The sequence below is a fragment of the Gillisia xinjiangensis genome, assembly GCF_046298265.1.
In the GTDB taxonomy this organism is placed as follows: Bacteria; Bacteroidota; Bacteroidia; order Flavobacteriales; family Flavobacteriaceae; genus Gillisia; species Gillisia xinjiangensis.
This window is the reverse complement of sequence record NZ_JBKAHK010000003.1, coordinates 353,515-376,828: the sequence shown is the minus strand read 5'-3', so window position 1 is coordinate 376,828 and position 23,314 is coordinate 353,515. Positions and strand designations below refer to the sequence as shown.

Genomic DNA, 23,314 nt, shown 5'->3' with positions numbered 1-23,314 from the left:
GTCTATGGATTTTCTCTTCGGTACCTTTTGTTTAAAATAAAATATAGAATTGAACCAAAGAAGGGTAAGAAAATAATTATCAGGATCCAGATGAGTTTGTTCCGGGGATTAAATTCATACTGGAGCATATGAATTATTGCCATAACAGGCAATATGAGCAGTGCCAGATAAAAACTTTGCAATAAATAATTTGATGCAGCCAGTAACATTGGAAATCCGTTTAAATATTTCTACCATTAATATAGTAAATATTCTGCACGAACTGTTTTAAATTTTTCTAAATTTTTTTGCCAGCTTTCCCTTATTTCTTCTTCTGAAAGTCCGTTTTCAATTTGTTTTTGTAGGACTGTTTCGCCTGCAAGTTTGGTGAAAAATGAGTTAAAGAACTGAGATTTATCTGATGTGTTGTTATATGCCTCGATTAGCCAGGATAAATTAATTCTGTCTGTTTTAGGGTAGTTTTTAAGATATCTTCCATAACATAGTTTTCCCAGATGCTTCGGATTTTTAGCACCTTCCATGGATTGTGGAGTATAAGTATAATCAAAAACAGCTTTATTCAAAAAAGGAGATCCAAAAACCTGAAACTGGGTTTTTGTTCCCCGTCCTGCATTTACATTGGTTCCTTCAAAGAAACATAAGCTTGGATATAAGTTGATGGCCTGATCGTTTGGTAAATTTGGAGATGGTTTTACCGGAAGACTGTAGGATGTCTTATGATCGTAATTCGTCAATTTAATCACCTCCAGATCACATTGCATTCCGCTTTTTAGCCATTTTTCTCCGTTGATCATTCGCGCATATTCCCCCATTGTCATGCCGTGCACCACAGGAACAGGATGCATTCCTACAAAACTTTGATGTTTGGGATTTAAAACCGGCCCATCTACATAATGTCCGTTTGGATTTGGCCTGTCCAAAACGATGAGCGGAATTTTGTTTTCGGCACTGGCTTCCATAACATAATGTAAAGAGGAAATATAGGTGTAAAAGCGCGCTCCCACATCCTGAAGATCAAAAACCAAGATATCAATATCTTTCAGTTGTTCCGGTTTGGGTTTTTTATTATCTCCATAAAGAGAAATAATAGGTAAGCCGGTTTGAGGATCTTTTCCATCTTTCACGGTTTCCCCGGCATCTGCGGTTCCGCGAAAACCATGTTCAGGAGCAAAAACCCGAACAATATCAACCTCCAGTGCCAGTAAGGAATCAACCAGATGTGTGTGTTTTTTTTCTTCGGAAGAAGAATCGGTGGAGTTTAAGATCACTGAAGTTTGGTTTCCTATGATTCCTATTCTCTTATTCTTCAGCAAGGGTAAATATTCCTCAATTCTTTCGGCACCTATCAGTATTCTTTTGGGAACTTCAGAAGAAATCGAATCAGATTGGGTACTTATTTGCGGTTTCTGATTTGAAATTTCGTTCTGGCCTGTGCTCCTTCCGCAGGAAACAATCGTGATAAGAACGAATAAAAATGTATTTTTGAATAATCTATTAATCATTGAGATCGTATTGAATTTTGAGTTTTTTATAGCCAAAAGGCTTATCAGCACTAAAAAGTATAAAAGTAGCATTTCGGCTCCGATAATAAAAATCGCGATCGCTGCCATTGCCATTGGGGTGATCATGATGTTGGTTTCCTTTGCCACGGGAATGGGTTTACAGATGAAGATACAGGAGAAAATCGCCGCTTTTAATGGCCATATTATCATTTCAAATTACGATAATAACAGTTCCCAGGTTTCCCTGATGCCGGTTTCCCTGAACCAGGATTTTTATCCGGAATTTAAAAGTGTGGAGGGGATAACCCATGTGCAGGCAGTTGCTTCAAAAGCAGGGATTATTAGAACCGAAACCGATTTTGAAGGAATTATCGTAAAAGGGGTAGGAGCAGATTATAAATGGGAGAATTTTGAGGATTTCATGGTGGAAGGTGAACTTTCGGATTTTAGCCAGAATTTAAATGAAGACATCCTTATTTCAGACTACTTAGCCCGGAGAATGGGATTTAAAATTGGGGATAAAGTGATCACATATTTCCTCAGGGAAGATGCGAACAGGCCTCCGTTGCTGAGGGCTTTTGAAGTGAAGGGGATTTACAGTTCCGGATTTCAGGAATTTGACGAATTGTACATACTTGCAGATATACGTCATATTCAGCGGCTCAATAACTGGGAAAAAGATCAGGTTGGCGGGTTTGAGGTTTTTATAGATAACTTTGATAAAATTGACGAAAAGGGAGGAGAGGTGTATGAGAATACCGGCTCCCTGCTCGATACCCAAACAATCAAACAAAAGTATTATTCCATTTTTGAATGGCTCTCGCTGTTCGATTTTAACATTGCGCTCATAATTGGGATAATGATCCTGGTGGCAGGAATTAATATGATAACAGCCCTATTGGTGCTTATTCTGGAGCGAACCCAAATGATTGGGATATTGAAAGCTTTGGGAAATGGAAATTGGAGCATTCGGAAGATCTTTCTTTATAATGCTGCGTATTTAATAGGATTAGGGTTATTCTGGGGAAATTTGATAGGTCTGGGAATGCTTTTTATTCAGAAATATTTTAAACTTTTTCCATTGAATCCGGAAACTTATTACGTCACTGAAGTTCCGGTCTATATAGGATGGGAATATATTGTAGGCGTCAACCTGGGGACCTTAATTTTATGTCTTTTAATGCTGTTGATCCCTTCTATTGTGATCACCAAAATTTCTCCCGTGAAGGCGATGAAATTTGATTAGAAATTCTCATTTCACGCTATTCTTTCATTTCCTTGGAAAGGTTTTAAGATAGGATTACCTTTGCCCTTTCAAAATTAAACTATGGATTACGCTGAAAATATATTAGGTACTATTGGGAACACCCCTATGGTTAAGATGAATAAATTAACCGAGGACATAGATGCCCTGGTGCTTGCTAAATATGAAACTTTCAATCCCGGAAATTCTGTAAAAGATAGAATGGCGGTGAAAATGATAGAGGAAGCCGAGGCGGATGGCCGTTTAAAGCCGGGAGGAACCATTATAGAAGGCACGTCCGGAAATACAGGGATGGGACTTGCCCTTGTAGCAATTATAAAAGGCTATAAAATGGTGTGTGTTCTTAGCGATAAGCAAAGCAAGGAGAAAATGGATATTCTTCGTGCGGTGGGGAGTGAAGTGGTGGTATGCCCAACAGATGTTCCTCCGGAAGATCCAAGGTCTTATTATTCTACCTCAAAAAGACTGGCTGAGGAAACACCAAATTCCTGGTATGTGAACCAATACGACAATTTGTCCAATACGAAAGCCCATTATGAAAGCACTGGCCCGGAGATATGGAAACAAACCGATGGTAAAGTTACTCACTTTGTGGTTGGAGTAGGAACTGGAGGAACTATTTCTGGAGTTGGAAAATATTTGAAGGAACAGAACCCGAATATTAAAGTATGGGGTATCGATACCTATGGATCTGTATTTAAGAAATATCACGAAACGGGCATTTTTGATAAGAATGAAATCTATCCCTATGTAACCGAGGGAATTGGGGAGGATATTTTACCGAAAAATGTGGATTTTGATATCATAGATGGGTTTACAAAAGTAACCGATAAAGATGCTGCAGTTTATACGCGACGTCTTGCCCAGGAGGAAGGTATGTTTCTTGGAAACAGCGCAGGAGCCGCAATTAAGGGTTTACTGCAATTAAAGGAGCATTTCACGAAGGATGATGTTGTAGTGATCTTATTTCATGATCACGGCAGTAGGTACGTAGGTAAAATCTACAACGATGAGTGGATGCAAAAAATGGGATATTTAGATTAAGCTTTGTAAATTAATATTGAAGCGTCCGGTTTGGGCGCTTTTTTTTTGTAGAAATAAATTGTAACGAATAGAATAACAAAGCTCCGGAAAAATACATAATAACATCTACCCAGTCTGCAGTATACCGCGTCTCAACCTGTGGCATATACCACTCAAAAAAGATTGAATAAAAGGAAGTTAGGGTAAGTATTGGCAATAAAGGAAGCAGGACAGCATTATCCTTTTTTATGTATTGCACGGTTTTCAAACATACGGTAAGAACCACCGGCATACAAAGGAAATCATTTACGTAGGAAGTGATCCAGTTTGGCAGATTAACTTTGGCCGCAAGAATACTTATACTTAGGAAGATAAAGACCGCATTAAAAAAGAAGACATTCACAGGTTTCATTTGTGTTTTTTATTGCTTTTCATTGGTCTCCCGGATAGCTATCGGGAGTAATTCGCATATCCCTGCCCGATTGCAGGCGGGTTCATTGGTGTTTTTATCCAATTTCCGTTATGCTCATGTCATACCAGGAAAATTGCAACGACAAATGCCAGAATTATTCCCACAACCATTACCACGATCCAAATTGTATAACCTGTCCTGGCAAACCCCCTTATTATGGGATTTTTATGGTCTTTTAAAGGGGTTTTAAAGCCTATGTTAAGAGGGTCGGTTTTTCGATTCCTTTTCTTTTTATAAGGAATGGAATCCTGATTTTCTTTGTTTGCATGAGCATCTTCTTCGGGTTTCATGTTTTTGGTTCCGGCGACAAATTTGTAATATTTCTTATTAAAGGAATAATATAACTAAAAAGCTTCCTATTCCCTATAAAAAATACTTTAACAAAAAATCCTGCAAGGAAATGTCTAAGTATCTTCGGTTTTAATAGGAAAGCTGGGAGTACGTCCAAATTGGGCGTGATTACTCCCAGCCCCATTGAGCTCCCGGAGCTTCCACTGGTTTTGTGAGATCAAAAGTCACATTGAACTCAGGATTTGGAGAACCTAATCGTTTAAGGTTGTAGGTGAAGCTTTTTTCATCCAGGGTTATCCACCAAACATTTGTAGAAGCATACGGAATCAAATCTGCAGTTTCCTGATCGGCCGGGAAAAACTGGATGGTATCCAATCCCGAATTTGTACCTGTACCCCCATATTGTGTGATTTTATCTTCACTTCCATCTTCGTGACGGTGATCATGTTTAAGTTTTATCCTGTCGTCTTCATAAGTGAGTACCCAGGTTCTGGATTTGTCATCTCCCACATAAAATGGAATGGTAATACGGCCATCTTCACAGGAACGAACATACATCGTTAAAGTTTTTCCGCTGAAATCATCATTTTTTATATGTGCTGCTAATTTGCCTTCATAAGCTTTATCGCAGTGAGATCTAAGGTTTTCCCAGAATTGGGCTGCTCCCGATTTTTCCTGGGAAAAGACCATAGTTCCGGAGAGAATAAGAACTGTTAAAAGAATTTTTTTCATGGTGGTATTTCTAAGATTATTGTAAAATTGTTTTCAGATGGACTAAAATACGTTAATTTGAAAACAAAAGTCATTTTTATGAAAAAATTACTATTTCTATTAATCCTTATTGGAACTTTAACGGGATGCAATTCCACTTCAGAAATAGTTAATTCCAATGATGCAGATTTCAGCTATCTCGCTTTAGGGGATTCCTATACCATAGGTGAAAGTTTACCTGTAGAACAACGTTGGCCGGTCCAGCTTGCTGAAATGCTGCGAGCACTTGGCTATAAAATGGCGGCACCAAAAATAATAGCAAAAACAGGCTGGACCACCGGGAATCTTTTGGATGCCATGGAAACCAATCTCAATGTGCAGCAGGACTTTGATCTTGTTTCAATTTTAATAGGAGTAAATAACCAATATCAGAGCAAAAGTATTTCAGAATATGAAGCCGAATTAAATGAACTTTTCAGAAAAGCGATCAATCATTCCCGAACCCGTGAAAAAGGGGTTTTTGCAGTGAGTATCCCAGATTATGGAGCCACACCTTTCGGGGAAGAAAACTCGGAGGTTATAGGTAGGGAAATCAATGCTTTTAATGCTGTTTTTAGAAAAGTTGCCGAAGCTTATAATGTAGCTTTTTATAATATTACTCCTATCTCCAGGGAAGCTAAAAACAATCCTGAACTAACCGCAGGGGATAGCCTTCATCCCAGCGGACTTATGTACAGGTATTGGGTAGATTTGATAATTGAGGATGTAGCGAAGCAACTTCCAGAAAAGTAAAACCGGAATTTTTCAGGGGATTTTTAAATCGTAATAAATTATTAGTCAGTTTATTAACTAAAAAGGTTTATTTTTAGTTAATGCAGGAAGATTTTCTACATTATATCTGGCGCTTTAAGAAATTTGATTTTGGCAGTGCCAAAACAGTTTCCAATTTGCCGGTAACCATCATAAGTACCGGAACTCCAAATCTTAATTCCGGCCCCGATTTTTTTAATGCAAAGATGGATATTGGGGGGCAGTTGTGGGCAGGAAATGTAGAGATTCATTTAAAATCTTCAGATTGGTATGTTCATAATCACGAAACCGATCCTAATTATGACAATGTTATACTTCACGTGGTTTGGAAGGATGATGTGGAAATATTCAGAAAAGATAATTCCCCTATTCCAACGCTGGAATTGCAGGATTTGATCCCGGAAAACACACTTCAAAATTACAGGAAATTATTAATTGCCCCCAACGATAAATGGATTAACTGTGAAAGGGATTTTCATAAATTTGATGGTTTTGAAATGAACAACTGGCTGGAGCGAATGTACTTTGAACGCCTGCAGGATAAATCGGAAATCATCCTGGAACTCTTGAGGAATTCGGGAAATAACTGGGAAGAAGTATTGTTTAAATTGCTTGCAAGAAACTTTGGCCTTAATGTTAATGGCGGGGCTTTTTTAAATATGGCACAAAGCATTGATTTTAAAATTATTCAGAAAAACCAGAATTCCCAACTTGCATTGGAAGCGCTTTTTTTAGGACAGTCTGGCTTACTGGAAGAACGCATAGAGGATATTCAATACCGCAAATTTAAGAAAGAGTATGAATTTCTTAAACATAAATATAGTTTGGAAAATGAGTATGTGGAAAGGGTAAAATTTTTCAGATTAAGACCCGATAATTTTCCCAATATCAGGCTCTCACAGCTGGCTGGTTTATATCATAAGGTGCCGCATCTTTTTTCAAAGATAATATCAGCAAAAGACAAATATCAACTCTATGAAATCTTTGAAATAGAAACTTCTGATTATTGGAAAACCCATTATTCCTTTGATAAACCCCACCCTTCAAAGAGAAAATTCCTCACAAAATTTTTTAGGGATCTATTGATTATAAATACCTTGATTCCTTTAAAATTTTGTTATTCAAAAAAAACAGGAGCAGGAGCGAGTGAGGATGTACTGGAATTAATGGAAGAGATAATTTCAGAAAAGAACGGGATAACAGCAAAATTTAATAAATTAAGAGAGAACACTTCCATAAATGCGTTGCAGTCCCAGGCATTACTTCATTTAAAATCTCAATATTGTGATAAAAATCTATGTTTGGATTGTAATTTAGGAATAAAATTAATTCAGGGCTTTAGGTAATTCTTATATTTGTGCTATGCTTAAATTTATTTATTCTATCCGTCATTATTTTGAACGAAATGGCTTCTATGTGTCTTCCAGGTTGGCAGATAAGATTGGTATTAGAGCCAAAAGCATACGTTTATTCTTCATCTACTTATCATTTGCCACAATGGGATTTGGATTTGCCATCTATTTGACCCTGGCTTTCTGGTTAAAAATAAAGGATCTCATCTATACAAAGCGAACTTCGGTTTTTGACTTGTAAGTGTGTTATGATTCTGTATTTCAATTAATTGCATTTCAATTGTTGTTGGATTCACTGTGATTTATCTGAAAGTTATTTGTGAATCAGAATCTGAGTTATTATTTAAATTAACAAATCATTTACATTTTAACTTGTAAAAATTTGAAAAAGGCTATTTTTTTAGCAACTTGCTACGCTGTAAAAACAACCTTAATTAACAATTAATAAATCTTTATGAGAAAGTACTTACTTTCATCGCTTTTATTCTTTTCCATGTTTTCCTTATTTGCTCAGGAACTTGAGGTAGAGGCAAAAGTTGGAAATCCATCCAAATTAATTAATGACGGTTTTATAGATCTAGAGGTTACCGGGGGTACTCCGCCTTATACCTATAAGTGGGATAACCAAGATACGCCATTATCTTCCCAACGATCTGAAGGATTAGCAGAAGGTATTGCCAATACGGTAATTATTTCTGATGCTGCCGGTACATCCATTACAAGATCCTATACCATTAAAGCCGAAGCCATTACTGAACATTTTAACGGTACTTTCATTCCGCTTGTGGCCAGTATTGAAAAGGTTCTTTTCTGGGATTTGTTTTCTGCAATTGGGATTTATGATCCCGTTAGTTATGCAGATCTTAAAAATGTTCCGGTCACCGGCTGGACAGCTTCTGTTGAAGACAGGTTTATTTTGAAACAATGGTTGAAGCCTGAAGGTACCTCTGTAGATGAAGGGGAGGAAATAGCAATAGTATCTTCAGATAAAGGAGAGGATATTACCGTGGTGGCAAATGCCGCAGGAACACTCCGTTATTTGGTTGATGAAGGAAAGGTGATATACAATTCTGAAAATAAAAAACACGTTATAGAACAAGGAGCTCATAATCTTGCTCAAATAGAATACGAGGAGGACATCCCTTTGCTTCATCCTAACGGGGACCCAGTAACTAAGAATATTCCTTTTATTGTAGTTTGGTTATTGTTTGGAGCTTTATTTTTCACCCTAAGAATGGGCTTTATCAACATTAAAGGATTCAGGCATTCCCTGGATCTTGCCAGGGGTAAATATGATGATCCTAATGCACCCGGACAGGTTACGCATTTTCAGGCATTGGCAACGGCTGTTTCCGGAACTGTAGGTTTAGGGAATATAGCAGGGGTTGCTGTGGCTATTTCACTGGGAGGTGCAGGAGCTACCTTCTGGATGATCCTTGCCGGATTGTTGGGGATGTCTTCAAAATTTGTGGAATGTACCCTTGGTGTAAAATATAGATTTATTAATAGTGAAGGTCGTGTTTTTGGTGGTCCGATGAATTATTTAAGATACGGACTTGAAAAACGCAATAAAAAAGGCCTTGGAAAAGTGCTTGCCGCTATGTTTGCGGTTCTGGCAATTGGAGCTTCTTTTGGAGGTGGAAATATGTTCCAGGCAAACCAATCTTTTGAACAACTTGAAGGTATGTTTCCGTTCCTAGTAGGAAATGGCTTCTGGTTTGGTGTAGTAACAGCTTTATTGGTTGGAGTTGTTATCATTGGAGGAATTAGCAGTATTGCAAAGGTTACAGGGAAAATTGTGCCTGTAATGGCCGGAGTTTATATCCTTGGATGTTTAACCGTAATTGGAATAAACATAGAGAATATTGGGCCTGCATTTACTGCAATAATAGATGGAGCTTTTAGTCCAAGTGCCTTAAAAGGTGGAATTATTGGGGTATTGATCGTAGGTTTCCAGCGTGCGGCATTCTCGAATGAAGCAGGAGTAGGATCGGCAGCGATTGCGCATAGTGCGGCAAAAACGAACCATCCACCCTCTGAAGGTTTTGTGGCTCTTTTGGAACCTTTTATAGATACCGTTGTGGTTTGTACGCTTACTGCTTTGGTGTTGATCTTTACAGGAAAACATGAAGTGGTGGGAATAGCCGGAGCGCAGTTAACATCAGATGCTTTTGGAAGCGTAATCTCCTGGTTCCCGTATGTTCTGGCAGCTGCAGTATTCTTATTTGCATTCTCTACCATGATTTCCTGGTCTTATTACGGAATGCGGGCCTGGACATACCTGTTTGGGAAAAGCATAAAAAGTGAAATTGTTTATAAAGTATTGTTCCTTGTGTTTGTAGTTGTAGGAGCCTCAGTAAGCCTTGGTGCTGTACTGGATTTTTCAGATATGATGATCCTGGCGATGTCTTTTCCTAACATTATTGGTTTATATATAATGTCCGGAGAAGTGAAGAAAGATCTTCGTGATTACGTTAAGAAGCTTAAAGCCGGCGAACTCTATAAATCCCCGGAAAAAGCTAAGGCCTCTTAATGAATTAGAACTGATGAGAAATTTAAAATCCCATTTTGTTTTCACAAGAAGTGAGCGAAATGGGATTTTTTTATTTGTGCTCATCATTATAATCCTTCAGTTGGTTTATTTCTTTGTAGATTTTACTCCCACGGAAAAGAGATCTATGACCCATGAGAAAGAGCTTTCTGGGTTTCAGAAAACAATCGATTCTATTAAAGCTTCTGAAGAACAAAATTTTGTAGCCGAAATCTTTCCTTTTAACCCGAATTTTATTACAGATTATAAAGGATATACCCTGGGAATGACTCCTGAGGAGATCGATAAGCTACATTTTTTCAGGGCAGAGGAGAAGTGGGTGAATTCTGCTGAAGACTTTCAGAAGGTAACAGGTATTTCCGATTCTCTTCTCAATGAAATCTCACCCTATTTCAAATTCCCGGATTGGGTAACTTTAGAAAAATCCTCATCTTCAGAAAGAAAACCTGCCCCGGATAAAATCCACCCTAAGAACAAAAAGGATATCAATCTGGCTACCCTCAAAGATTTAACCGGTATTTATGGAGTTGGAGAGGTGTTGGCTGGAAGGATTATTAATTACAGGAATAAAATTGGCGGTTTTCTGGATGATATTCAGCTTAAAGATATCTACGGGCTTAATTATGAAGTTCGGGCGGAACTCCAAAGTCAGTTTACGGTTCTTACAATTCCTTCTCATACCGTTTATGATATTAATGAAGCGACCGTTCTTGAGCTAGCAGCTGTTCCATATATTGGATATGAATTAGCCAGGGAAATAATTAATTATAGATTGTTGAACGAAAAAATCTATAATTTTGAAGAATTGGCAAAAATTAAGGACTTTCCTTCAGAAAAAATAGACCGAATTGCATTATATTTGTCCGTAAAATAAAGATTTTTAAATTGGCTGGTTAAAAGCTAAATTAATCCTGGCTAAATCATTCTAAAAATCCTGATCTTTTTTATGGAACAGGAGTCTTCCGGGCAGGATTCACTTGTCTTTATTTAAAAACCAGTCTTGTATTAAGTATTAAATTTTAAAGAATATGTATTTTACAGAAGAGCATGAACTTTTCAGAAAAAGCTTCCAGGAATTTTTGCAGAAGGAAGTTGTTCCTCATATTGAAAAATGGGAGGAAACAGGAACTATAGAGCGTTTTATCTGGAAAAAATTCGGAGATATGGGATACTTCGGTTTGAATTATCCGGAGCAATACGGAGGACTGGATCTGGACCTTTTTTATACCACAATATTTTTAGAGGAATTACAAAAGATTAATTCCGGTGGATTTGCGGCAGCTATGTGGGCTCATGCCTACCTGGCAATGACACATTTGCTGAAGGAAGGAGATGACAGGGTTAAAGAAAAATATCTGGCTCCAAGTATTGCCGGTGATAAAATAGGATGTCTTTGTATTACGGAGCCTTTTGGAGGATCGGATGTTGCAGGGATGCGAAGTACCGCTGTTAAAAAAGGAGATGTCTATATTCTTAATGGATCCAAGACCTTTATCACCAACGGAATTTATTCAGATTATTTAATAGTTGCGGCCAAAACAGCTCCTGAAAAAGGAGGAAAAGGAATGAGTATTTTTGTTGTCGACCGGGATACTCCGGGAATTTCTGCAACAAAATTGAATAAATTAGGCTGGAGAGCTTCAGATACAGCTGAAATCGCTTTTGATAATGTTGAGATCCCCGCAGAAAACCTGATGGGAGAGGAAAATCTTGGGTTTAACTATATCATGCAGCATTTCGCACTGGAGCGACTCATCATGGGTATAAATGCACATGCCCGCGCAGAATTCGCACTGGATTATGCTATTAATTATATGGGGGAACGCGTGGCTTTTGGGAAGACGATAGATCAATTCCAGGCGCTACGGCATTCTGTTGCAGAAATGGCCAGTGAAGTTGAAATGTGTAAAGAATTCAATTATTCAATAGTTAAAAGAATGATCGATGGGGTTTACGTGGTGAAAGAAGCCAGTATGTCTAAGCTTTTATCTACCAAGATCGCAGATGAGGTGATTTATAATTGTCTTCAGTTCTTAGGCGGTTATGGGTATATTGAAGACTATCCAATGGCGAGAATGCTTCGGGATAGCAGATTGGGCCCCATTGGCGGTGGAACTTCGGAAATCCTAAGGGAGATTATCGCTAAAATGGTGATCGATAAAAAGGAATACAAGAAGGCAAGATAGAGTAAGATAAATTGAGATCAGGATTTTAGCGAAAATTCTATTTTTTACCACTAAAATGGTGATCGATAAAAAGGAATATAAGCAGGCCGCGAAATGATTTTAAATCGGGATTTAGTGAAAATTTAATTTTCTATCGCTAAAATGATAATCGATAAGAAGGATTACAAGAAGATTTTCAGATAGTTACAACAGTTCTGAATATCAAAAAAATAAAATAAATAATAATAATTAAATAAAGGTTGCAGGTTCCTTCAATTGAATTATATTTGCACCTTAATTTTAATGAAAGGAGGTGACACTATGTTAATTATACCAGTTAAAGACGGAGAAAATATCGACAGAGCGCTGAAGCGTTTTAAAAGAAAATTTGATAGAACCGGAACAATGCGCCAGCTGAGAAGCAGGCAAGCATTCGCAAAACCGTCTGTTGTACGTAGGGCTCAGGTCCAAAAAGCTGAATATATTCAGAATTTAAGAGACCAGGAGGAAATTTAGATTTACTGTTTAAATTTTTTTATCGAACCATTTTAGGTAGATCAAAAAGTTATTACAGATTTTAAGTTTTCTTTATTTCGCAAGTTTTATTACTAAGAATAAGAAGCCCTGCTTCAAGGGTATTTAAATAAACCACTGTTGGTAAGTCAAAGTTTTATAACTTTGTTTACCAACAGTTTTTTTATGCCCATCAATCAATTTTTGGATTACCTGTTACTTGAAAAAAAATATTCACCAAATACGGTGAAAGCGTATGAAGCAGATCTTGGCACCTTTGAAATCTTCATAAAGGAAGAGTTTAAGGAGGAAGATCTCAAAAACATTCACTACAATCAAATCAGGAATTGGATCATAGCCCTGGTTAATTTGGGTTTAACCAACCGTAGTGTTAACCGTAAGATCTCCTCGTTAAAAGCGTATTATAAATTTCTTCTGCGTACAGGTCAAATAGAGGCAACTCCTCTTGCAACACATAAATCCTTAAAGATCAAAAAAAATATACAGATCCCTTTTTCTGAAAATGAAGTAGGGCAGGTAATCAACTCCATTTCCCCCAACAGCTTCAAAAATTCAAGGGACCTCTCTGTTATAGTATTGCTTTACTCCACAGGAATACGTAGGGCTGAACTTATTGGAATTACTGTCCGGGATCTGGACCTGAAGAATAATGTGCTGAAAGTTCTTGGGAAACGAAACAAGGAAAGGTTTGTGCCGCTTCTTCCGGAAATAGTTTCGCTTCTTGGGGTTTACCTTAAATACCGGGAGGAATTGGTGAAGGAAGGAGCTCCTAATTTATTTATAACAGAACGCGGCGTTAAATTATATGAAAATCTTGTTTATAGGATTATTAATAATTACTTTAGTCTTGCATCCAAAAAGGTAAAAAAAAGTCCTCACATTTTAAGGCATTCATTTGCCACACATCTTTTAGGACAGGGTGCAAATTTAAACGCAGTAAAGGAGTTGTTAGGTCATTCCAGTTTGGCGGCAACACAGGTTTATACTCATAATAGTATTACAGAATTAAGTAAGGTTTATGAAAAAGCCCACCCCCGCCAAAATAAAAAGTGATTTTAAATTAATGTTTAATTAAATTTTTAGGAGATGAAAGTAAATGTGCAATCAGTAAACTTTAACGCAGATCAAAAATTAATCGATTTCGTCCAGGGCAGATTGGATAAGTTGGAGCATTACTACGACAAAATTATTTATGCTGATGTTTTTCTGAAAGTTCAGAATACAAGTATAAAGGAGAATAAAGTCACCGAAATTTTATTGAGTATACCGGGTGGGGATGTGATAGTTAAAAAAACCTGTCGGAAATTTGAAGAGTGTGTAGATGAGTGCGTTGGTACTTTGACGAGGCAATTGAAAAAGAAAAAGGAAAAAATGAGCGCCAAAGTATCATAATTTTTTACAGAATTGTTTTGTGAAATGAATTAAATGTATACATTTGCAGTCCGTTAGAAATAGCGGACTTTTTTATGCTAAAAAAGTAGTAAAGGCCGATGTAGCTCAGCTGGCTAGAGCAGCTGATTTGTAATCAGCAGGTCGTGGGTTCGAGTCCCTCCATCGGCTCTGAAATTTTGAAAGAATACCGCTTAGGTTTTGTAGTGTTGAGATTAATTTAACATTATATAAAAAAAGGATAAAAAGTTCATCCTGAGCAAAGTTGAAGGGAGTTTCCTGATCGACTTTAAAGTTTTGAATGAAAAGCTTTGTTAATGGTGAAATTTATAATTAAATTTGCCCCTCGAAAAAAACAAGCCAGAGTGCAAAATGGTTCTGTGAAATATTGAAGTTTTATTTGGGGAGATACTCAAGCGGCCAACGAGGGCAGACTGTAAATCTGCTGACTACGTCTTCGCAGGTTCGAATCCTGCTCTCCCCACCAATAGATTCAAAATTCAGAATTCAAAATTAATTTTGAATATTGAATTCGAAATCTTGAATTAAACGCGAAAGTAGCTCAGTTGGTAGAGCGTCAGCCTTCCAAGCTGAATGTCGCCGGTTCGAACCCGGTCTTTCGCTCCAGGAGAAAGTCGTCGCGCCCGAGGCGTGATCTTTCGCTCTAAAAGAAGGTTTTTAGGCCCGAGGCGTGAACTCCTATTCTAAAGAAGAATAATGCGTAAGTTTTATTCTTTTGAGCAGATCATCACCCCAGAGGTTAGATCGCTCGTTTAAATTATAACAGCGTTTTTTAGAGCAGCTGTTTAAATTATCTCCATAAGTGTGACTTAGTGGGGATAGTCTTTTTTGCCGACGTAGCTCAGGGGTAGAGCGTTTCCTTGGTAAGGAAGAGGTCACGAGTTCAATTCTCGTCGTTGGCTCTTATAATTTTGCATTAAATTGAACACTAATATATAACTAAGATTAAATAATTATTAATTATGGCAAAGGCAACTTATGATCGTTCCAAACCGCACCTAAATATTGGAACGATTGGACACGTAGATCACGGGAAAACAACATTAACTGCAGCTATTACTAAAGTAATGGCTGATGCTGGTTATTCAGAAGCGAGTGCTTTTGATCAAATCGATAATGCTCCCGAGGAAAAAGAAAGAGGTATAACAATTAACTCATCGCACGTTGAATATGCAACGGCTAACCGTCACTATGCACACGTTGACTGTCCTGGTCACGCGGATTATGTGAAGAACATGGTTACCGGTGCTGCTCAAATGGATGGAGCTATCCTTGTGGTGGCTGCTACCGATGGTCCTATGCCACAAACTCGTGAGCATATACTTTTAGGTCGTCAGGTTGGTATTCCAAGAATCGTAGTTTTCTTGAATAAAGTCGACTTGGTTGATGATGATGAACTTTTGGAATTGGTTGAGATGGAAGTAAGAGATTTGCTTTCTTTCTACGAATATGATGGTGATAATGGACCTGTAATTTCAGGATCGGCTCTTGGAGCACTTGAAGGTGATGAAAAATGGTCTAAAACTGTTTTGGATCTAATGGAAGCAGTTGATTCCTGGATTGAATTACCGGAACGTGATGTTGATAAGCCATTTTTGTTGCCTATAGAGGATGTATTCTCTATTACTGGTCGTGGTACTGTTGCTACCGGTCGTATTGAAACTGGTATTGCAAATACTGGAGATCCTGTAGAGATCATTGGGATGGGAGCTGAAAAAGTGACTTCTGTTGTAACTGGAGTTGAGATGTTCCGTAAGATCCTTAACAGGGGTGAAGCTGGAGATAACGTAGGTATCCTATTAAGAGGTATTGAGAAAACTCAAATCTCCCGTGGTATGGTTATTTGTAAGCCAGGTTCTGTGAAGCCTCATAAAAAATTCAAAGCTGAAGTTTACGTTCTTAAGAAAGAAGAAGGTGGACGTCATACTCCATTCCATAACAATTACCGTCCACAGTTTTACGTACGTACAACTGATGTAACTGGAACTATTACTTTGCCAGAAGGTGTTGAAATGGTTATGCCAGGAGATAACTTAACTATTCATGTTGAGTTGTTACAAACAATTGCAATGACTGTTGGTTTGCGTTTTGCTATTCGTGAGGGTGGTAGAACAGTAGGTGCTGGTCAGGTAACTGAGATTTTAGACTAATTAAATTTATATGAAATTAAGGTATCCTGCCAGAGGTGGGATGCCTTAATTTATATTTACGGGTTTAGCTCAGTTGGTAGAGCACTGGTCTCCAAAACCAGGTGTCGGGAGTTCGAGTCTCTCAACCCGTGCAAATAGTAAAATACAATGGCAGGAATCGTTAATTATATTTCAGAGTCTTATAGCGAATTAAGAAATCACGTTACCTGGACCACATGGCCAGAGGCTCAAAGGCTAACAATTGTTGTAGCCGTTTTTTCAATTATATTCTCCTTAGCTATTTGGGGTGTGGACACAGTATTTAGCTCTTTGATAGAGCAATATTTTGAATGGATCAAATCTTAAATAAATGGCTATGGCAGAGGTAAAGGATAAAAAATGGTATGTTGTTCGTGCCGTAAGTGGTCAGGAAAATAAGGTTAAGGAATATATTGAGCGTGAGGTTTCCCATCAGGGAATGGAAGATTATGTTGGTGAAGTTCTGGTTCCTACAGAAAAGGTGGTCCAGGTTAGAAATGGAAAAAAAATTACCAAGGAGCGTGTTTATTTTCCTGGTTATATTATGGTTTTGGCCAATTTGGGAGGGGAAGTACCTCACATGATCAAAACTATAAATGGAGTTATAGGATTTCTTGGTGAAACCAAAGGTGGTGAGCCGGTTCCGTTAAGGAGATCAGAAGTTAATCGTATGCTTGGTAAGGTTGATGAATTATCGGTTAAGGCAGATAATGTTGCTATTCCTTTTACCATTGGGGAAACCATCAAAGTAATTGATGGTCCTTTTAATGGATTTAATGGTACAGTTGAGAAAATAAATGAAGAGAAACGCAAGCTTGAGGTAATGGTGAAAATATTCGGAAGAAAAACACCATTGGAATTGAGTTATATGCAAGTTGAAAAAGTTTAATAGTAAATATTGTTACATATATTTTTGATAGTTTTTAAAGCTTCCACTCGTAAAACTATCACTTAAAAATTATAAAAATGGCAAAAGAAATAAGTAAAGTTGTTAAGCTACAAGTTCGTGGAGGTGCTGCTAACCCATCACCACCAGTTGGACCTGCTTTAGGTGCTGCCGGAGTAAATATAATGGAGTTCTGTAAGCAATTTAATGCCAGAACTCAGGATAAACCTGGTAAAGTTTTACCGGTTCAAATTACTGTCTTTAAAGATAAGTCTTTTGATTTCGTTATTAAAACTCCACCGGCCGCTGTTCAGTTATTAGAAGCAACAAAGGTTAAGAAAGGATCTGGAGAACCTAATCGTAAAAAGATTGCGAGTGTATCCTGGGATACGGTAAGAGCAATTGCTGAGGATAAAATGCAGGATTTAAATGCATTTACATTAGAATCGGCTATGAAAATGGTTGCGGGAACAGCTCGCTCAATGGGTGTAACTGTTAAAGGGCAAGCGCCGTTTTAATCCAAAATAGAATTTAAAAATGGCAAAAGTAACTAAAAAGCAAAAGGAAGCTCAGTCAAAGATCGAAAACGGTAAAATGTATTCGGTAACTGAAGCCTCTGCTTTAATAAAAGAAGTTGCAAGTGAAAATTTTGATGCCTCTGTAGATTTGGCAGTTCGCTTGAATGTAGATCCACGTAAAGCCAACCAAATGGTAAGAGGTGTTGTAACCCTTCCTCATGGTACTGGTAAAGACGTTAAAGTGCTTGCTTTGGTAACTCCGGATAAAGAGGAAGAAGCTAAACAAGCGGGTGCAGATTATATTGGTCTTGATGAATACCTTGATAAAATAAAAGGTGGTTGGACAGATGTTGATGTAATTATCACTATGCCTAGTGTAATGGGTAAATTAGGGCCTTTAGGTAGAATATTAGGGCCGCGAGGTTTGATGCCTAATCCTAAAACCGGAACTGTAACTATGGATGTTGCCAAAGCAGTATCTGATGTGAAAGCCGGTAAAATTGACTTTAAAGTTGATAAAACAGGAATTGTGCACGCAGGAATAGGAAAAGCATCTTTTGATGCTGAGAAAATTGCTGGAAACGCAAGGGAATTATTAACCACTTTGGTAAAATTAAAACCTACGACTTCAAAAGGTATTTATATTAAGAGTATACATATCTCTTCTACAATGAGTCCTAGTGTTGAAATTGACACTAAAAGGTTCACTGAGCAATAATATTATAGATTATGACAAGAGAAGAAAAATCATTAGTAATTGAAGATTTAACTGCGCAGTTATCAAATAATTCTATTATTTACCTTGCAGATATTTCAGGTTTAAACGCCTTGAGTACTTCAAATTTACGCAGAGCCTGTTTTAAGGCAAACGTAAAACTAGCAGTAGTTAAAAATACATTGCTTGCAAAAGCTATGGAAGCTTCCGATAAAGAATTTGGAGAACTTCCTGATGTTTTGAAAGGCAATACATCTATTATGATGTCGGAAGTTGGAAACGCTCCAGCCAAAATCATCAAAGAATTCAGAAAAAAATCTGATAAGCCCTTGCTTAAAGGAGCTTTTATTGCAGAAGCGATCTATGTAGGAGATGACTATCTAGATACCCTGGTCAATATCAAGTCCAAAGAGGAGCTTGTTGGAGAAATTATCGGATTATTGCAATCACCTGCTAAAAACGTTATTTCAGCGCTTAAGTCAAGTGGCGGTAAATTAGCCGGAATTCTTAAAACTCTTTCTGAGAAGGAAGAATAAGCACGTACGCACTTTTTAACAAATATAAATTAAAGAACATTTTAAAACGATAGAAAATGGCAGATTTGAAAGATTTCGCAGAACAATTGGTTAGTTTAACCGTAAAAGAGGTTAATGAGTTAGCCGGGATATTAAAAGATGAGTATGGCATCGAGCCTGCTGCTGCAGCTGTAGCTGTTGCTGCTGGTGGAGGTGGTGGTGAAGAAGCCGCTGAAGAGCAAACCGAATTTGATGTTATCCTTAAAGCTCCGGGTGGTGCTAAACTAGCCGTAGTTAAATTGGTAAAAGAATTAACTGGATTAGGTCTTAAAGATGCTAAGGAATTAGTTGACAACGCACCGAGAGCAGTTAAAGAAGCAGTTTCTAAAGATGAAGCTGAAGCATTAAAAGCACAATTAGAAGAAGCAGGAGCCGAGGTTGAGCTTAAATAAGCTTAACAAGCATATTTATTTAGGTTTAGACCGCAGGATTCGCTCCTGAAGGTCTAAACCCTTTTGCGTATATAAAGCTTAAAGCCTATAGCGCACACACTTTTTATATAAATTATAATTCCGTCCATTGATGTTAGCAACGCAAACTGAAAGATTGAATTTCTCTTCTGTAAAGAACAAACCTGATTATCCAGACTTTTTGGATGTCCAGATTAAGTCATTTCAGGATTTCTTTCAACTAGAAACAAAATCAGAAGAAAGGGGAGATGAAGGTCTCTATAATACCTTCATGGAAAACTTTCCCATTACAGACACCCGTAATCAATTCGTTTTAGAATTTCTTGATTACTTTGTGGACCCACCAAGATATTCCATCCAGGAATGTATCGAGCGTGGATTAACTTATAGCGTACCGCTTAAAGCCCGTTTAAAGCTTTATTGTACAGATCCGGAACATGAGGATTTTGAAACCATCGTACAGGATGTTTATTTGGGAACTATTCCTTATATGACTCCAAGCGGAACTTTTTGTGTGAACGGCGCAGAACGTGTTGTGGTATCGCAGTTACACCGTTCTCCTGGTGTTTTCTTTGGACAGTCTTTCCATGCAAATGGAACAAAATTATATTCTGCCAGAGTAATTCCTTTTAAAGGTTCCTGGATAGAATTCGCTACCGATATAAACAACGTGATGTATGCGTATATCGATAGAAAGAAAAAATTACCTGTAACTACGCTTTTCCGTGCAATTGGTTTTGAAAGAGATAAGGATATCCTTGAAATCTTTGACCTTGCAGAAGAAGTAAAAGTTTCTAAAACAGGACTTAAAAAAGTATTAGGCCGAAAACTGGCAGCCAGGGTATTAAATACCTGGTATGAGGATTTTGTAGATGAAGATACCGGCGAGGTGGTTTCCATTGAACGTAACGAGATCGTTTTAGATCGCGATACAGAATTGGATAAAGACCACATAGAAGAAATTCTGGAAACAGGAACAAAAACAATTCTTCTTCACAAAGAAGACAATTCTACAGGTGACTATGCAATTATTCATAATACGTTGCAGAAAGATCCAACGAATTCTGAGAAAGAGGCCGTAGAGCATATTTATCGCCAGCTGCGTAATGCGGAGCCGCCCGATGAAGAAACCGCACGTGGAATTATAGATAAATTATTCTTTTCTGACCAACGTTACAGCCTTGGGGAAGTAGGTCGTTACAGAATGAATAAAAAACTTGGTCTTGACATTGGAATGGATAAGCAGGTGCTTACCCGTGAGGATATTATTACCATTGTAAAATATTTAATCGAGTTGATAAACTCAAAGGCAGAGATCGATGATATTGATCACTTGTCTAACCGTCGTGTTAGAACAGTAGGAGAGCAGTTATCTCAGCAATTTGGAGTTGGTTTAGCCCGTATGGCCCGTACCATTCGCGAAAGAATGAATGTTCGGGATAACGAGGTGTTTACACCTATAGATTTGATCAATGCGAAGACCTTGTCTTCAGTGATCAATTCTTTCTTTGGAACAAATCAGTTATCTCAGTTTATGGATCAAACAAATCCATTGGCAGAGATCACTCATAAGCGTAGATTATCGGCATTAGGACCAGGTGGACTCTCAAGAGAACGCGCTGGATTTGAAGTGCGTGATGTTCACTATACGCACTATGGAAGGCTTTGTCCAATTGAAACTCCTGAAGGTCCAAACATTGGTTTGATATCTTCTCTAGCTGTTTATTCCAAAGTGAACAGTATGGGATTCCTTGAGACTCCATATCGTACTGTTACCGAAGGAAAAATCAACTTCAAGGATCAGCCTATTTATTTAAGTGCTGAAGAGGAGGAAGACAAAAAAATCGCTCAGGCCAACATTCCTTTAAAAGAGGATGGCACGATAGATTCAGATAAGGTAATTGCACGTATGGAAGGTGATTTCCCGGTAGTAGATCCTATTGAGATTCACTATGTGGATGTTGCACCAAATCAGATTTCCTCAATTTCTGCTTCATTAATTCCGTTTTTGGAACATGATGATGCAAACAGGGCTTTGATGGGATCAAACATGATGCGTCAGGCAGTACCTTTATTAAGAGCAGAATCTCCAATTGTTGGAACCGGATTGGAAAGACAAGTAGCTACAGATTCCCGTGTATTGATCAATGCAGAAGGCGCCGGAGAGGTTGAATATGTAGATGCCGATAAAATTACCATCAAGTACGATCGTACCGAAGAAGAGAGAATGGTAAGTTTTGACACTGATTCCAAAACTTATAATTTGATTAAATTCAGAAAAACCAATCAGGGAACTTCTATCAACCTTAAGCCAATTGTGCGTGTAGGTGATAGAGTAGGCAAAGGTCAGGTGCTTTGTCAGGGTTACGCAACCGAGGCCGGGGAACTTGCACTTGGTAGAAACATGAAGGTTGCCTTCATGCCCTGGAAAGGATATAACTTTGAGGATGCTATCGTGATTTCTGAAAGGGTTGTAAGAGAAGATGTATTTACATCTATTCATATTGATGAATATTCATTGGAAGTTCGTGATACCAAATTAGGTAATGAAGAATTAACCAATGATATTCCAAACGTTTCTGAAGAGGCCACCAAGGATCTTGATGAAAACGGAATGATTAGAATTGGTGCTGAAGTAAAACCCGGTGATATCCTTATTGGAAAAATTACTCCAAAAGGGGAAAGCGATCCAACACCTGAAGAAAAACTACTTAGAGCGATCTTTGGAGATAAAGCGGGTGATGTAAAAGATGCATCTTTAAAAGCACATCCATCGTTAAGAGGGGTTGTGATCAATAAAAAACTTTTTGCAAGAGCCGTAAAAGATAAACGCAAACGCGTTCAGGATAAAGAAGATGTAACCGCTCTGGAAAAGAAATATGATGCAAAGTTCGCTGTTTTAAAAGCTAATTTAATAGATAAGTTATTTGCTATTGTTGGTGGAAAAACCGCTCAGGGAGTTCAAAATGATCTTGGAGAAGAAGTTTTACCAAAAGGTAAAAAATATACTTTAAAGATGTTGAATTCTGTAGATGATTATGCTCACCTTACTCAGGGCACCTGGACTACAGATGACAACCTGAACAAACTGGTTGCAGATTTGATCCATAATTATAAAATTAAGGAAAACGATCTTCAGGGGAACTTAAGAAGAGAAAAATTCACCATCTCTGTAGGAGATGAATTGCCTGCAGGAATTATCAAATTGGCTAAGATTTATGTAGCTAAAAAGAGAAAACTAAAGGTTGGTGATAAAATGGCAGGACGTCACGGGAACAAAGGTATTGTTGCACGTATCGTTCGTCAGGAAGATATGCCGTTCCTTGAAGATGGAACTCCGGTAGATATCGTTCTTAACCCGCTTGGTGTACCTTCCCGTATGAATATTGGTCAAATTTATGAGACTGTATTAGGATGGGCCGGACAAAAAATGGGTAGAAAATATGCTACACCTATTTTTGACGGAGCAACACTGGATCAAATCAATGAACTTACAGATGAAGCAGGTGTACCGCGCTTTGGACACACCCACCTATATGATGGTGGTACCGGAGACAGGTTTGACCAGGCAGCAACCGTTGGGGTGATCTATATGTTGAAATTAGGACATATGATTGACGACAAAATGCACGCACGTTCTATCGGGCCATACTCTCTAATTACGCAGCAACCACTTGGTGGTAAAGCGCAATTTGGAGGTCAAAGGTTTGGTGAAATGGAAGTTTGGGCGCTGGAAGCTTATGGAGCTTCTGCAACCTTGCGCGAGATCTTGACCGTAAAATCAGATGACGTTATTGGTAGGGCAAAAACTTACGAAGCTATCGTAAAAGGAGAACCAATGCCAGAGCCGGGATTGCCGGAATCTTTCAACGTGTTAATGCACGAACTGAAAGGTTTAGGATTGGATATTAGACTAGAAGAATAAATTACTGCCATTAAAGTTGGGCACTCGTTTGC

Annotated in this window: 24 protein-coding genes and 5 tRNA genes; 24 read left to right on the top strand and 5 right to left on the bottom strand. The window is 38.0% G+C overall.

The features are described from left to right. Positions 1 to 2: 2 nt before the first annotated feature. Together ACKGJN_RS06730 and ACKGJN_RS06725 are read right to left on the bottom strand one after the other, a co-directional pair. The gene (locus ACKGJN_RS06730; protein WP_409538856.1) at positions 3 to 143 is read right to left on the bottom strand and encodes a PLDc N-terminal domain-containing protein; all 141 of its coding nucleotides are present in this window, start codon (positions 141 to 143) and stop codon (positions 3 to 5) included. Positions 144 to 236: 93 nt separating this feature from the next. Beyond that, positions 237 to 1,502, bottom strand: coding sequence for an exo-beta-N-acetylmuramidase NamZ family protein (locus tag ACKGJN_RS06725; RefSeq protein ID WP_409538685.1), 1,266 nt, complete (start codon positions 1,500 to 1,502; stop codon positions 237 to 239). 10 nt (positions 1,503 to 1,512) lie between these two features. Between ACKGJN_RS06725 and ACKGJN_RS06720 the strand changes: the two genes are divergently transcribed. Together ACKGJN_RS06720 and ACKGJN_RS06715 are read left to right on the top strand one after the other, a co-directional pair. After that, complete coding sequence (locus tag ACKGJN_RS06720) at positions 1,513 to 2,748, top strand: ABC transporter permease (protein WP_409538855.1); 1,236 nt, start codon at positions 1,513 to 1,515, stop codon at positions 2,746 to 2,748. An 81-nt stretch (positions 2,749 to 2,829) separates the two neighbouring features. Further along, positions 2,830 to 3,810: a PLP-dependent cysteine synthase family protein gene (locus tag ACKGJN_RS06715; RefSeq protein WP_409538684.1), complete on the top strand. Its 981-nt coding sequence runs from the start codon at positions 2,830 to 2,832 to the stop codon at positions 3,808 to 3,810. Between the two features lie 10 nt (positions 3,811 to 3,820). Here the strand turns inward: ACKGJN_RS06715 and ACKGJN_RS06710 are convergent, their stop codons facing one another. The 3 genes from ACKGJN_RS06710 to ACKGJN_RS06700 all read right to left on the bottom strand — a co-directional run bounded on the left by ACKGJN_RS06710 (position 3,821) and on the right by ACKGJN_RS06700 (position 5,284). Beyond that, positions 3,821 to 4,201: a hypothetical protein gene (locus ACKGJN_RS06710; protein WP_409538683.1), complete on the bottom strand. Its 381-nt coding sequence runs from the start codon at positions 4,199 to 4,201 to the stop codon at positions 3,821 to 3,823. A gap of 119 nt (positions 4,202 to 4,320) precedes the next feature. Further along, positions 4,321 to 4,551, bottom strand: coding sequence for a hypothetical protein (locus tag ACKGJN_RS06705; protein ID WP_409538682.1), 231 nt, complete (start codon positions 4,549 to 4,551; stop codon positions 4,321 to 4,323). A gap of 169 nt (positions 4,552 to 4,720) precedes the next feature. Further along, positions 4,721 to 5,284 (bottom strand): hypothetical protein, encoded by a 564-nt coding sequence (locus tag ACKGJN_RS06700; protein ID WP_409538681.1) that lies wholly within the window; start codon positions 5,282 to 5,284, stop codon positions 4,721 to 4,723. Positions 5,285 to 5,362: 78 nt separating this feature from the next. Here ACKGJN_RS06700 and ACKGJN_RS06695 point away from each other — a divergent pair, with 78 nt between their 5' ends. The 22 genes from ACKGJN_RS06695 to rpoB all read left to right on the top strand — a co-directional run bounded on the left by ACKGJN_RS06695 (position 5,363) and on the right by rpoB (position 23,282). Then, entirely contained in the window at positions 5,363 to 6,055 is a 693-nt protein-coding gene (locus ACKGJN_RS06695; protein ID WP_409538680.1) for an SGNH/GDSL hydrolase family protein, read from the top strand. Positions 6,056 to 6,135: 80 nt separating this feature from the next. Further along, positions 6,136 to 7,419 (top strand): DUF2851 family protein, encoded by a 1,284-nt coding sequence (locus ACKGJN_RS06690; RefSeq protein ID WP_409538678.1) that lies wholly within the window; start codon positions 6,136 to 6,138, stop codon positions 7,417 to 7,419. Positions 7,420 to 7,435: 16 nt separating this feature from the next. Further along, entirely contained in the window at positions 7,436 to 7,666 is a 231-nt protein-coding gene (locus tag ACKGJN_RS06685) for a PspC domain-containing protein (protein ID WP_409538677.1), read from the top strand. A 213-nt stretch (positions 7,667 to 7,879) separates the two neighbouring features. Further along, a complete protein-coding gene (locus tag ACKGJN_RS06680; RefSeq protein WP_409538676.1) occupies positions 7,880 to 9,958 on the top strand; it encodes an amino acid carrier protein in 2,079 nt (692 codons plus the stop codon). Between the two features lie 13 nt (positions 9,959 to 9,971). Continuing rightward, entirely contained in the window at positions 9,972 to 10,850 is an 879-nt protein-coding gene (locus ACKGJN_RS06675; RefSeq protein ID WP_409538675.1) for a ComEA family DNA-binding protein, read from the top strand. Positions 10,851 to 11,004: 154 nt separating this feature from the next. Continuing rightward, positions 11,005 to 12,162: an acyl-CoA dehydrogenase family protein gene (locus ACKGJN_RS06670; RefSeq protein WP_409538674.1), complete on the top strand. Its 1,158-nt coding sequence runs from the start codon at positions 11,005 to 11,007 to the stop codon at positions 12,160 to 12,162. 300 nt (positions 12,163 to 12,462) lie between these two features. Next, positions 12,463 to 12,657, top strand: a complete 195-nt coding sequence (gene rpsU, locus ACKGJN_RS06665) for a 30S ribosomal protein S21 (protein WP_409538673.1) — start codon at positions 12,463 to 12,465, stop codon at positions 12,655 to 12,657. 183 nt (positions 12,658 to 12,840) lie between these two features. Continuing rightward, entirely contained in the window at positions 12,841 to 13,728 is an 888-nt protein-coding gene (locus ACKGJN_RS06660; RefSeq protein ID WP_409538672.1) for a tyrosine-type recombinase/integrase, read from the top strand. A gap of 33 nt (positions 13,729 to 13,761) precedes the next feature. After that, a complete protein-coding gene (gene hpf / locus ACKGJN_RS06655) occupies positions 13,762 to 14,067 on the top strand; it encodes a ribosome hibernation-promoting factor, HPF/YfiA family (protein ID WP_409538671.1) in 306 nt (101 codons plus the stop codon). Between the two features lie 94 nt (positions 14,068 to 14,161). Continuing rightward, positions 14,162 to 14,235: transfer RNA gene (locus tag ACKGJN_RS06650), tRNA-Thr, on the top strand. Positions 14,236 to 14,466: 231 nt separating this feature from the next. Further along, positions 14,467 to 14,551, top strand: a tRNA-Tyr gene (locus ACKGJN_RS06645). A gap of 64 nt (positions 14,552 to 14,615) precedes the next feature. After that, positions 14,616 to 14,691: transfer RNA gene (locus ACKGJN_RS06640), tRNA-Gly, on the top strand. A gap of 224 nt (positions 14,692 to 14,915) precedes the next feature. After that, positions 14,916 to 14,987, top strand: a tRNA-Thr gene (locus ACKGJN_RS06635). A gap of 60 nt (positions 14,988 to 15,047) precedes the next feature. Further along, positions 15,048 to 16,235, top strand: coding sequence for an elongation factor Tu (tuf, locus tag ACKGJN_RS06630; protein ID WP_409538670.1), 1,188 nt, complete (start codon positions 15,048 to 15,050; stop codon positions 16,233 to 16,235). 58 nt (positions 16,236 to 16,293) lie between these two features. Continuing rightward, positions 16,294 to 16,366 (top strand) — tRNA-Trp (locus ACKGJN_RS06625). Positions 16,367 to 16,382: 16 nt separating this feature from the next. Beyond that, positions 16,383 to 16,580: a preprotein translocase subunit SecE gene (secE, locus tag ACKGJN_RS06620; RefSeq protein ID WP_409538669.1), complete on the top strand. Its 198-nt coding sequence runs from the start codon at positions 16,383 to 16,385 to the stop codon at positions 16,578 to 16,580. Positions 16,581 to 16,590: 10 nt separating this feature from the next. Then, entirely contained in the window at positions 16,591 to 17,142 is a 552-nt protein-coding gene (nusG, locus tag ACKGJN_RS06615) for a transcription termination/antitermination protein NusG (RefSeq protein WP_409538668.1), read from the top strand. Between the two features lie 77 nt (positions 17,143 to 17,219). Continuing rightward, entirely contained in the window at positions 17,220 to 17,657 is a 438-nt protein-coding gene (gene rplK / locus ACKGJN_RS06610) for a 50S ribosomal protein L11 (protein WP_409538667.1), read from the top strand. Between the two features lie 19 nt (positions 17,658 to 17,676). After that, positions 17,677 to 18,375, top strand: a complete 699-nt coding sequence (rplA, locus tag ACKGJN_RS06605; protein WP_409538666.1) for a 50S ribosomal protein L1 — start codon at positions 17,677 to 17,679, stop codon at positions 18,373 to 18,375. Between the two features lie 11 nt (positions 18,376 to 18,386). Next, positions 18,387 to 18,908 carry a 50S ribosomal protein L10 gene (gene rplJ / locus ACKGJN_RS06600; RefSeq protein ID WP_409538665.1) on the top strand — a complete coding sequence of 174 codons (522 nt, stop codon included), beginning with the start codon at positions 18,387 to 18,389 and terminating at the stop codon, positions 18,906 to 18,908. A 56-nt stretch (positions 18,909 to 18,964) separates the two neighbouring features. Beyond that, positions 18,965 to 19,339 carry a 50S ribosomal protein L7/L12 gene (rplL, locus tag ACKGJN_RS06595; RefSeq protein WP_409538664.1) on the top strand — a complete coding sequence of 125 codons (375 nt, stop codon included), beginning with the start codon at positions 18,965 to 18,967 and terminating at the stop codon, positions 19,337 to 19,339. Between the two features lie 130 nt (positions 19,340 to 19,469). Beyond that, on the top strand, positions 19,470 to 23,282 hold the full coding sequence (gene rpoB, locus ACKGJN_RS06590) for a DNA-directed RNA polymerase subunit beta (protein WP_409538663.1): 3,813 nt from the start codon (positions 19,470 to 19,472) through the stop codon (positions 23,280 to 23,282). Positions 23,283 to 23,314: the final 32 nt, after the last annotated feature.

Excerpts from the sequence above, each read along its gene's own strand:
- ACKGJN_RS06715 (WP_409538684.1), top strand. The coding sequence starts at position 2,830 with ATGGATTACGCTGAAAATATATTAGGTACTATTGGGAACACCCCTATG.
- rplA (WP_409538666.1), top strand. The coding sequence starts at position 17,677 with ATGGCAAAAGTAACTAAAAAGCAAAAGGAAGCTCAGTCAAAGATCGAA.
- nusG (WP_409538668.1), top strand. The coding sequence starts at position 16,591 with ATGGCAGAGGTAAAGGATAAAAAATGGTATGTTGTTCGTGCCGTAAGT.
- rplK (WP_409538667.1), top strand. The coding sequence starts at position 17,220 with ATGGCAAAAGAAATAAGTAAAGTTGTTAAGCTACAAGTTCGTGGAGGT.
- ACKGJN_RS06675 (WP_409538675.1), top strand. The coding sequence starts at position 9,972 with ATGAGAAATTTAAAATCCCATTTTGTTTTCACAAGAAGTGAGCGAAAT.
- rpoB (WP_409538663.1), top strand. The coding sequence starts at position 19,470 with ATGTTAGCAACGCAAACTGAAAGATTGAATTTCTCTTCTGTAAAGAAC.
- ACKGJN_RS06725 (WP_409538685.1), bottom strand. The coding sequence starts at position 1,502 with ATGATTAATAGATTATTCAAAAATACATTTTTATTCGTTCTTATCACG.
- ACKGJN_RS06680 (WP_409538676.1), top strand. The coding sequence starts at position 7,880 with ATGAGAAAGTACTTACTTTCATCGCTTTTATTCTTTTCCATGTTTTCC.
- ACKGJN_RS06660 (WP_409538672.1), top strand. The coding sequence starts at position 12,841 with ATGCCCATCAATCAATTTTTGGATTACCTGTTACTTGAAAAAAAATAT.
- ACKGJN_RS06700 (WP_409538681.1), bottom strand. The coding sequence starts at position 5,284 with ATGAAAAAAATTCTTTTAACAGTTCTTATTCTCTCCGGAACTATGGTC.
- ACKGJN_RS06690 (WP_409538678.1), top strand. The coding sequence starts at position 6,136 with ATGCAGGAAGATTTTCTACATTATATCTGGCGCTTTAAGAAATTTGAT.
- ACKGJN_RS06730 (WP_409538856.1), bottom strand. The coding sequence starts at position 143 with ATGGCAATAATTCATATGCTCCAGTATGAATTTAATCCCCGGAACAAA.
- ACKGJN_RS06685 (WP_409538677.1), top strand. The coding sequence starts at position 7,436 with ATGCTTAAATTTATTTATTCTATCCGTCATTATTTTGAACGAAATGGC.
- tuf (WP_409538670.1), top strand. The coding sequence starts at position 15,048 with ATGGCAAAGGCAACTTATGATCGTTCCAAACCGCACCTAAATATTGGA.
- rpsU (WP_409538673.1), top strand. The coding sequence starts at position 12,463 with ATGTTAATTATACCAGTTAAAGACGGAGAAAATATCGACAGAGCGCTG.
- ACKGJN_RS06705 (WP_409538682.1), bottom strand. The coding sequence starts at position 4,551 with ATGAAACCCGAAGAAGATGCTCATGCAAACAAAGAAAATCAGGATTCC.
- ACKGJN_RS06670 (WP_409538674.1), top strand. The coding sequence starts at position 11,005 with ATGTATTTTACAGAAGAGCATGAACTTTTCAGAAAAAGCTTCCAGGAA.
- hpf (WP_409538671.1), top strand. The coding sequence starts at position 13,762 with ATGAAAGTAAATGTGCAATCAGTAAACTTTAACGCAGATCAAAAATTA.
- rplL (WP_409538664.1), top strand. The coding sequence starts at position 18,965 with ATGGCAGATTTGAAAGATTTCGCAGAACAATTGGTTAGTTTAACCGTA.
- rplJ (WP_409538665.1), top strand. The coding sequence starts at position 18,387 with ATGACAAGAGAAGAAAAATCATTAGTAATTGAAGATTTAACTGCGCAG.
- secE (WP_409538669.1), top strand. The coding sequence starts at position 16,383 with ATGGCAGGAATCGTTAATTATATTTCAGAGTCTTATAGCGAATTAAGA.
- ACKGJN_RS06695 (WP_409538680.1), top strand. The coding sequence starts at position 5,363 with ATGAAAAAATTACTATTTCTATTAATCCTTATTGGAACTTTAACGGGA.
- ACKGJN_RS06710 (WP_409538683.1), bottom strand. The coding sequence starts at position 4,201 with ATGAAACCTGTGAATGTCTTCTTTTTTAATGCGGTCTTTATCTTCCTA.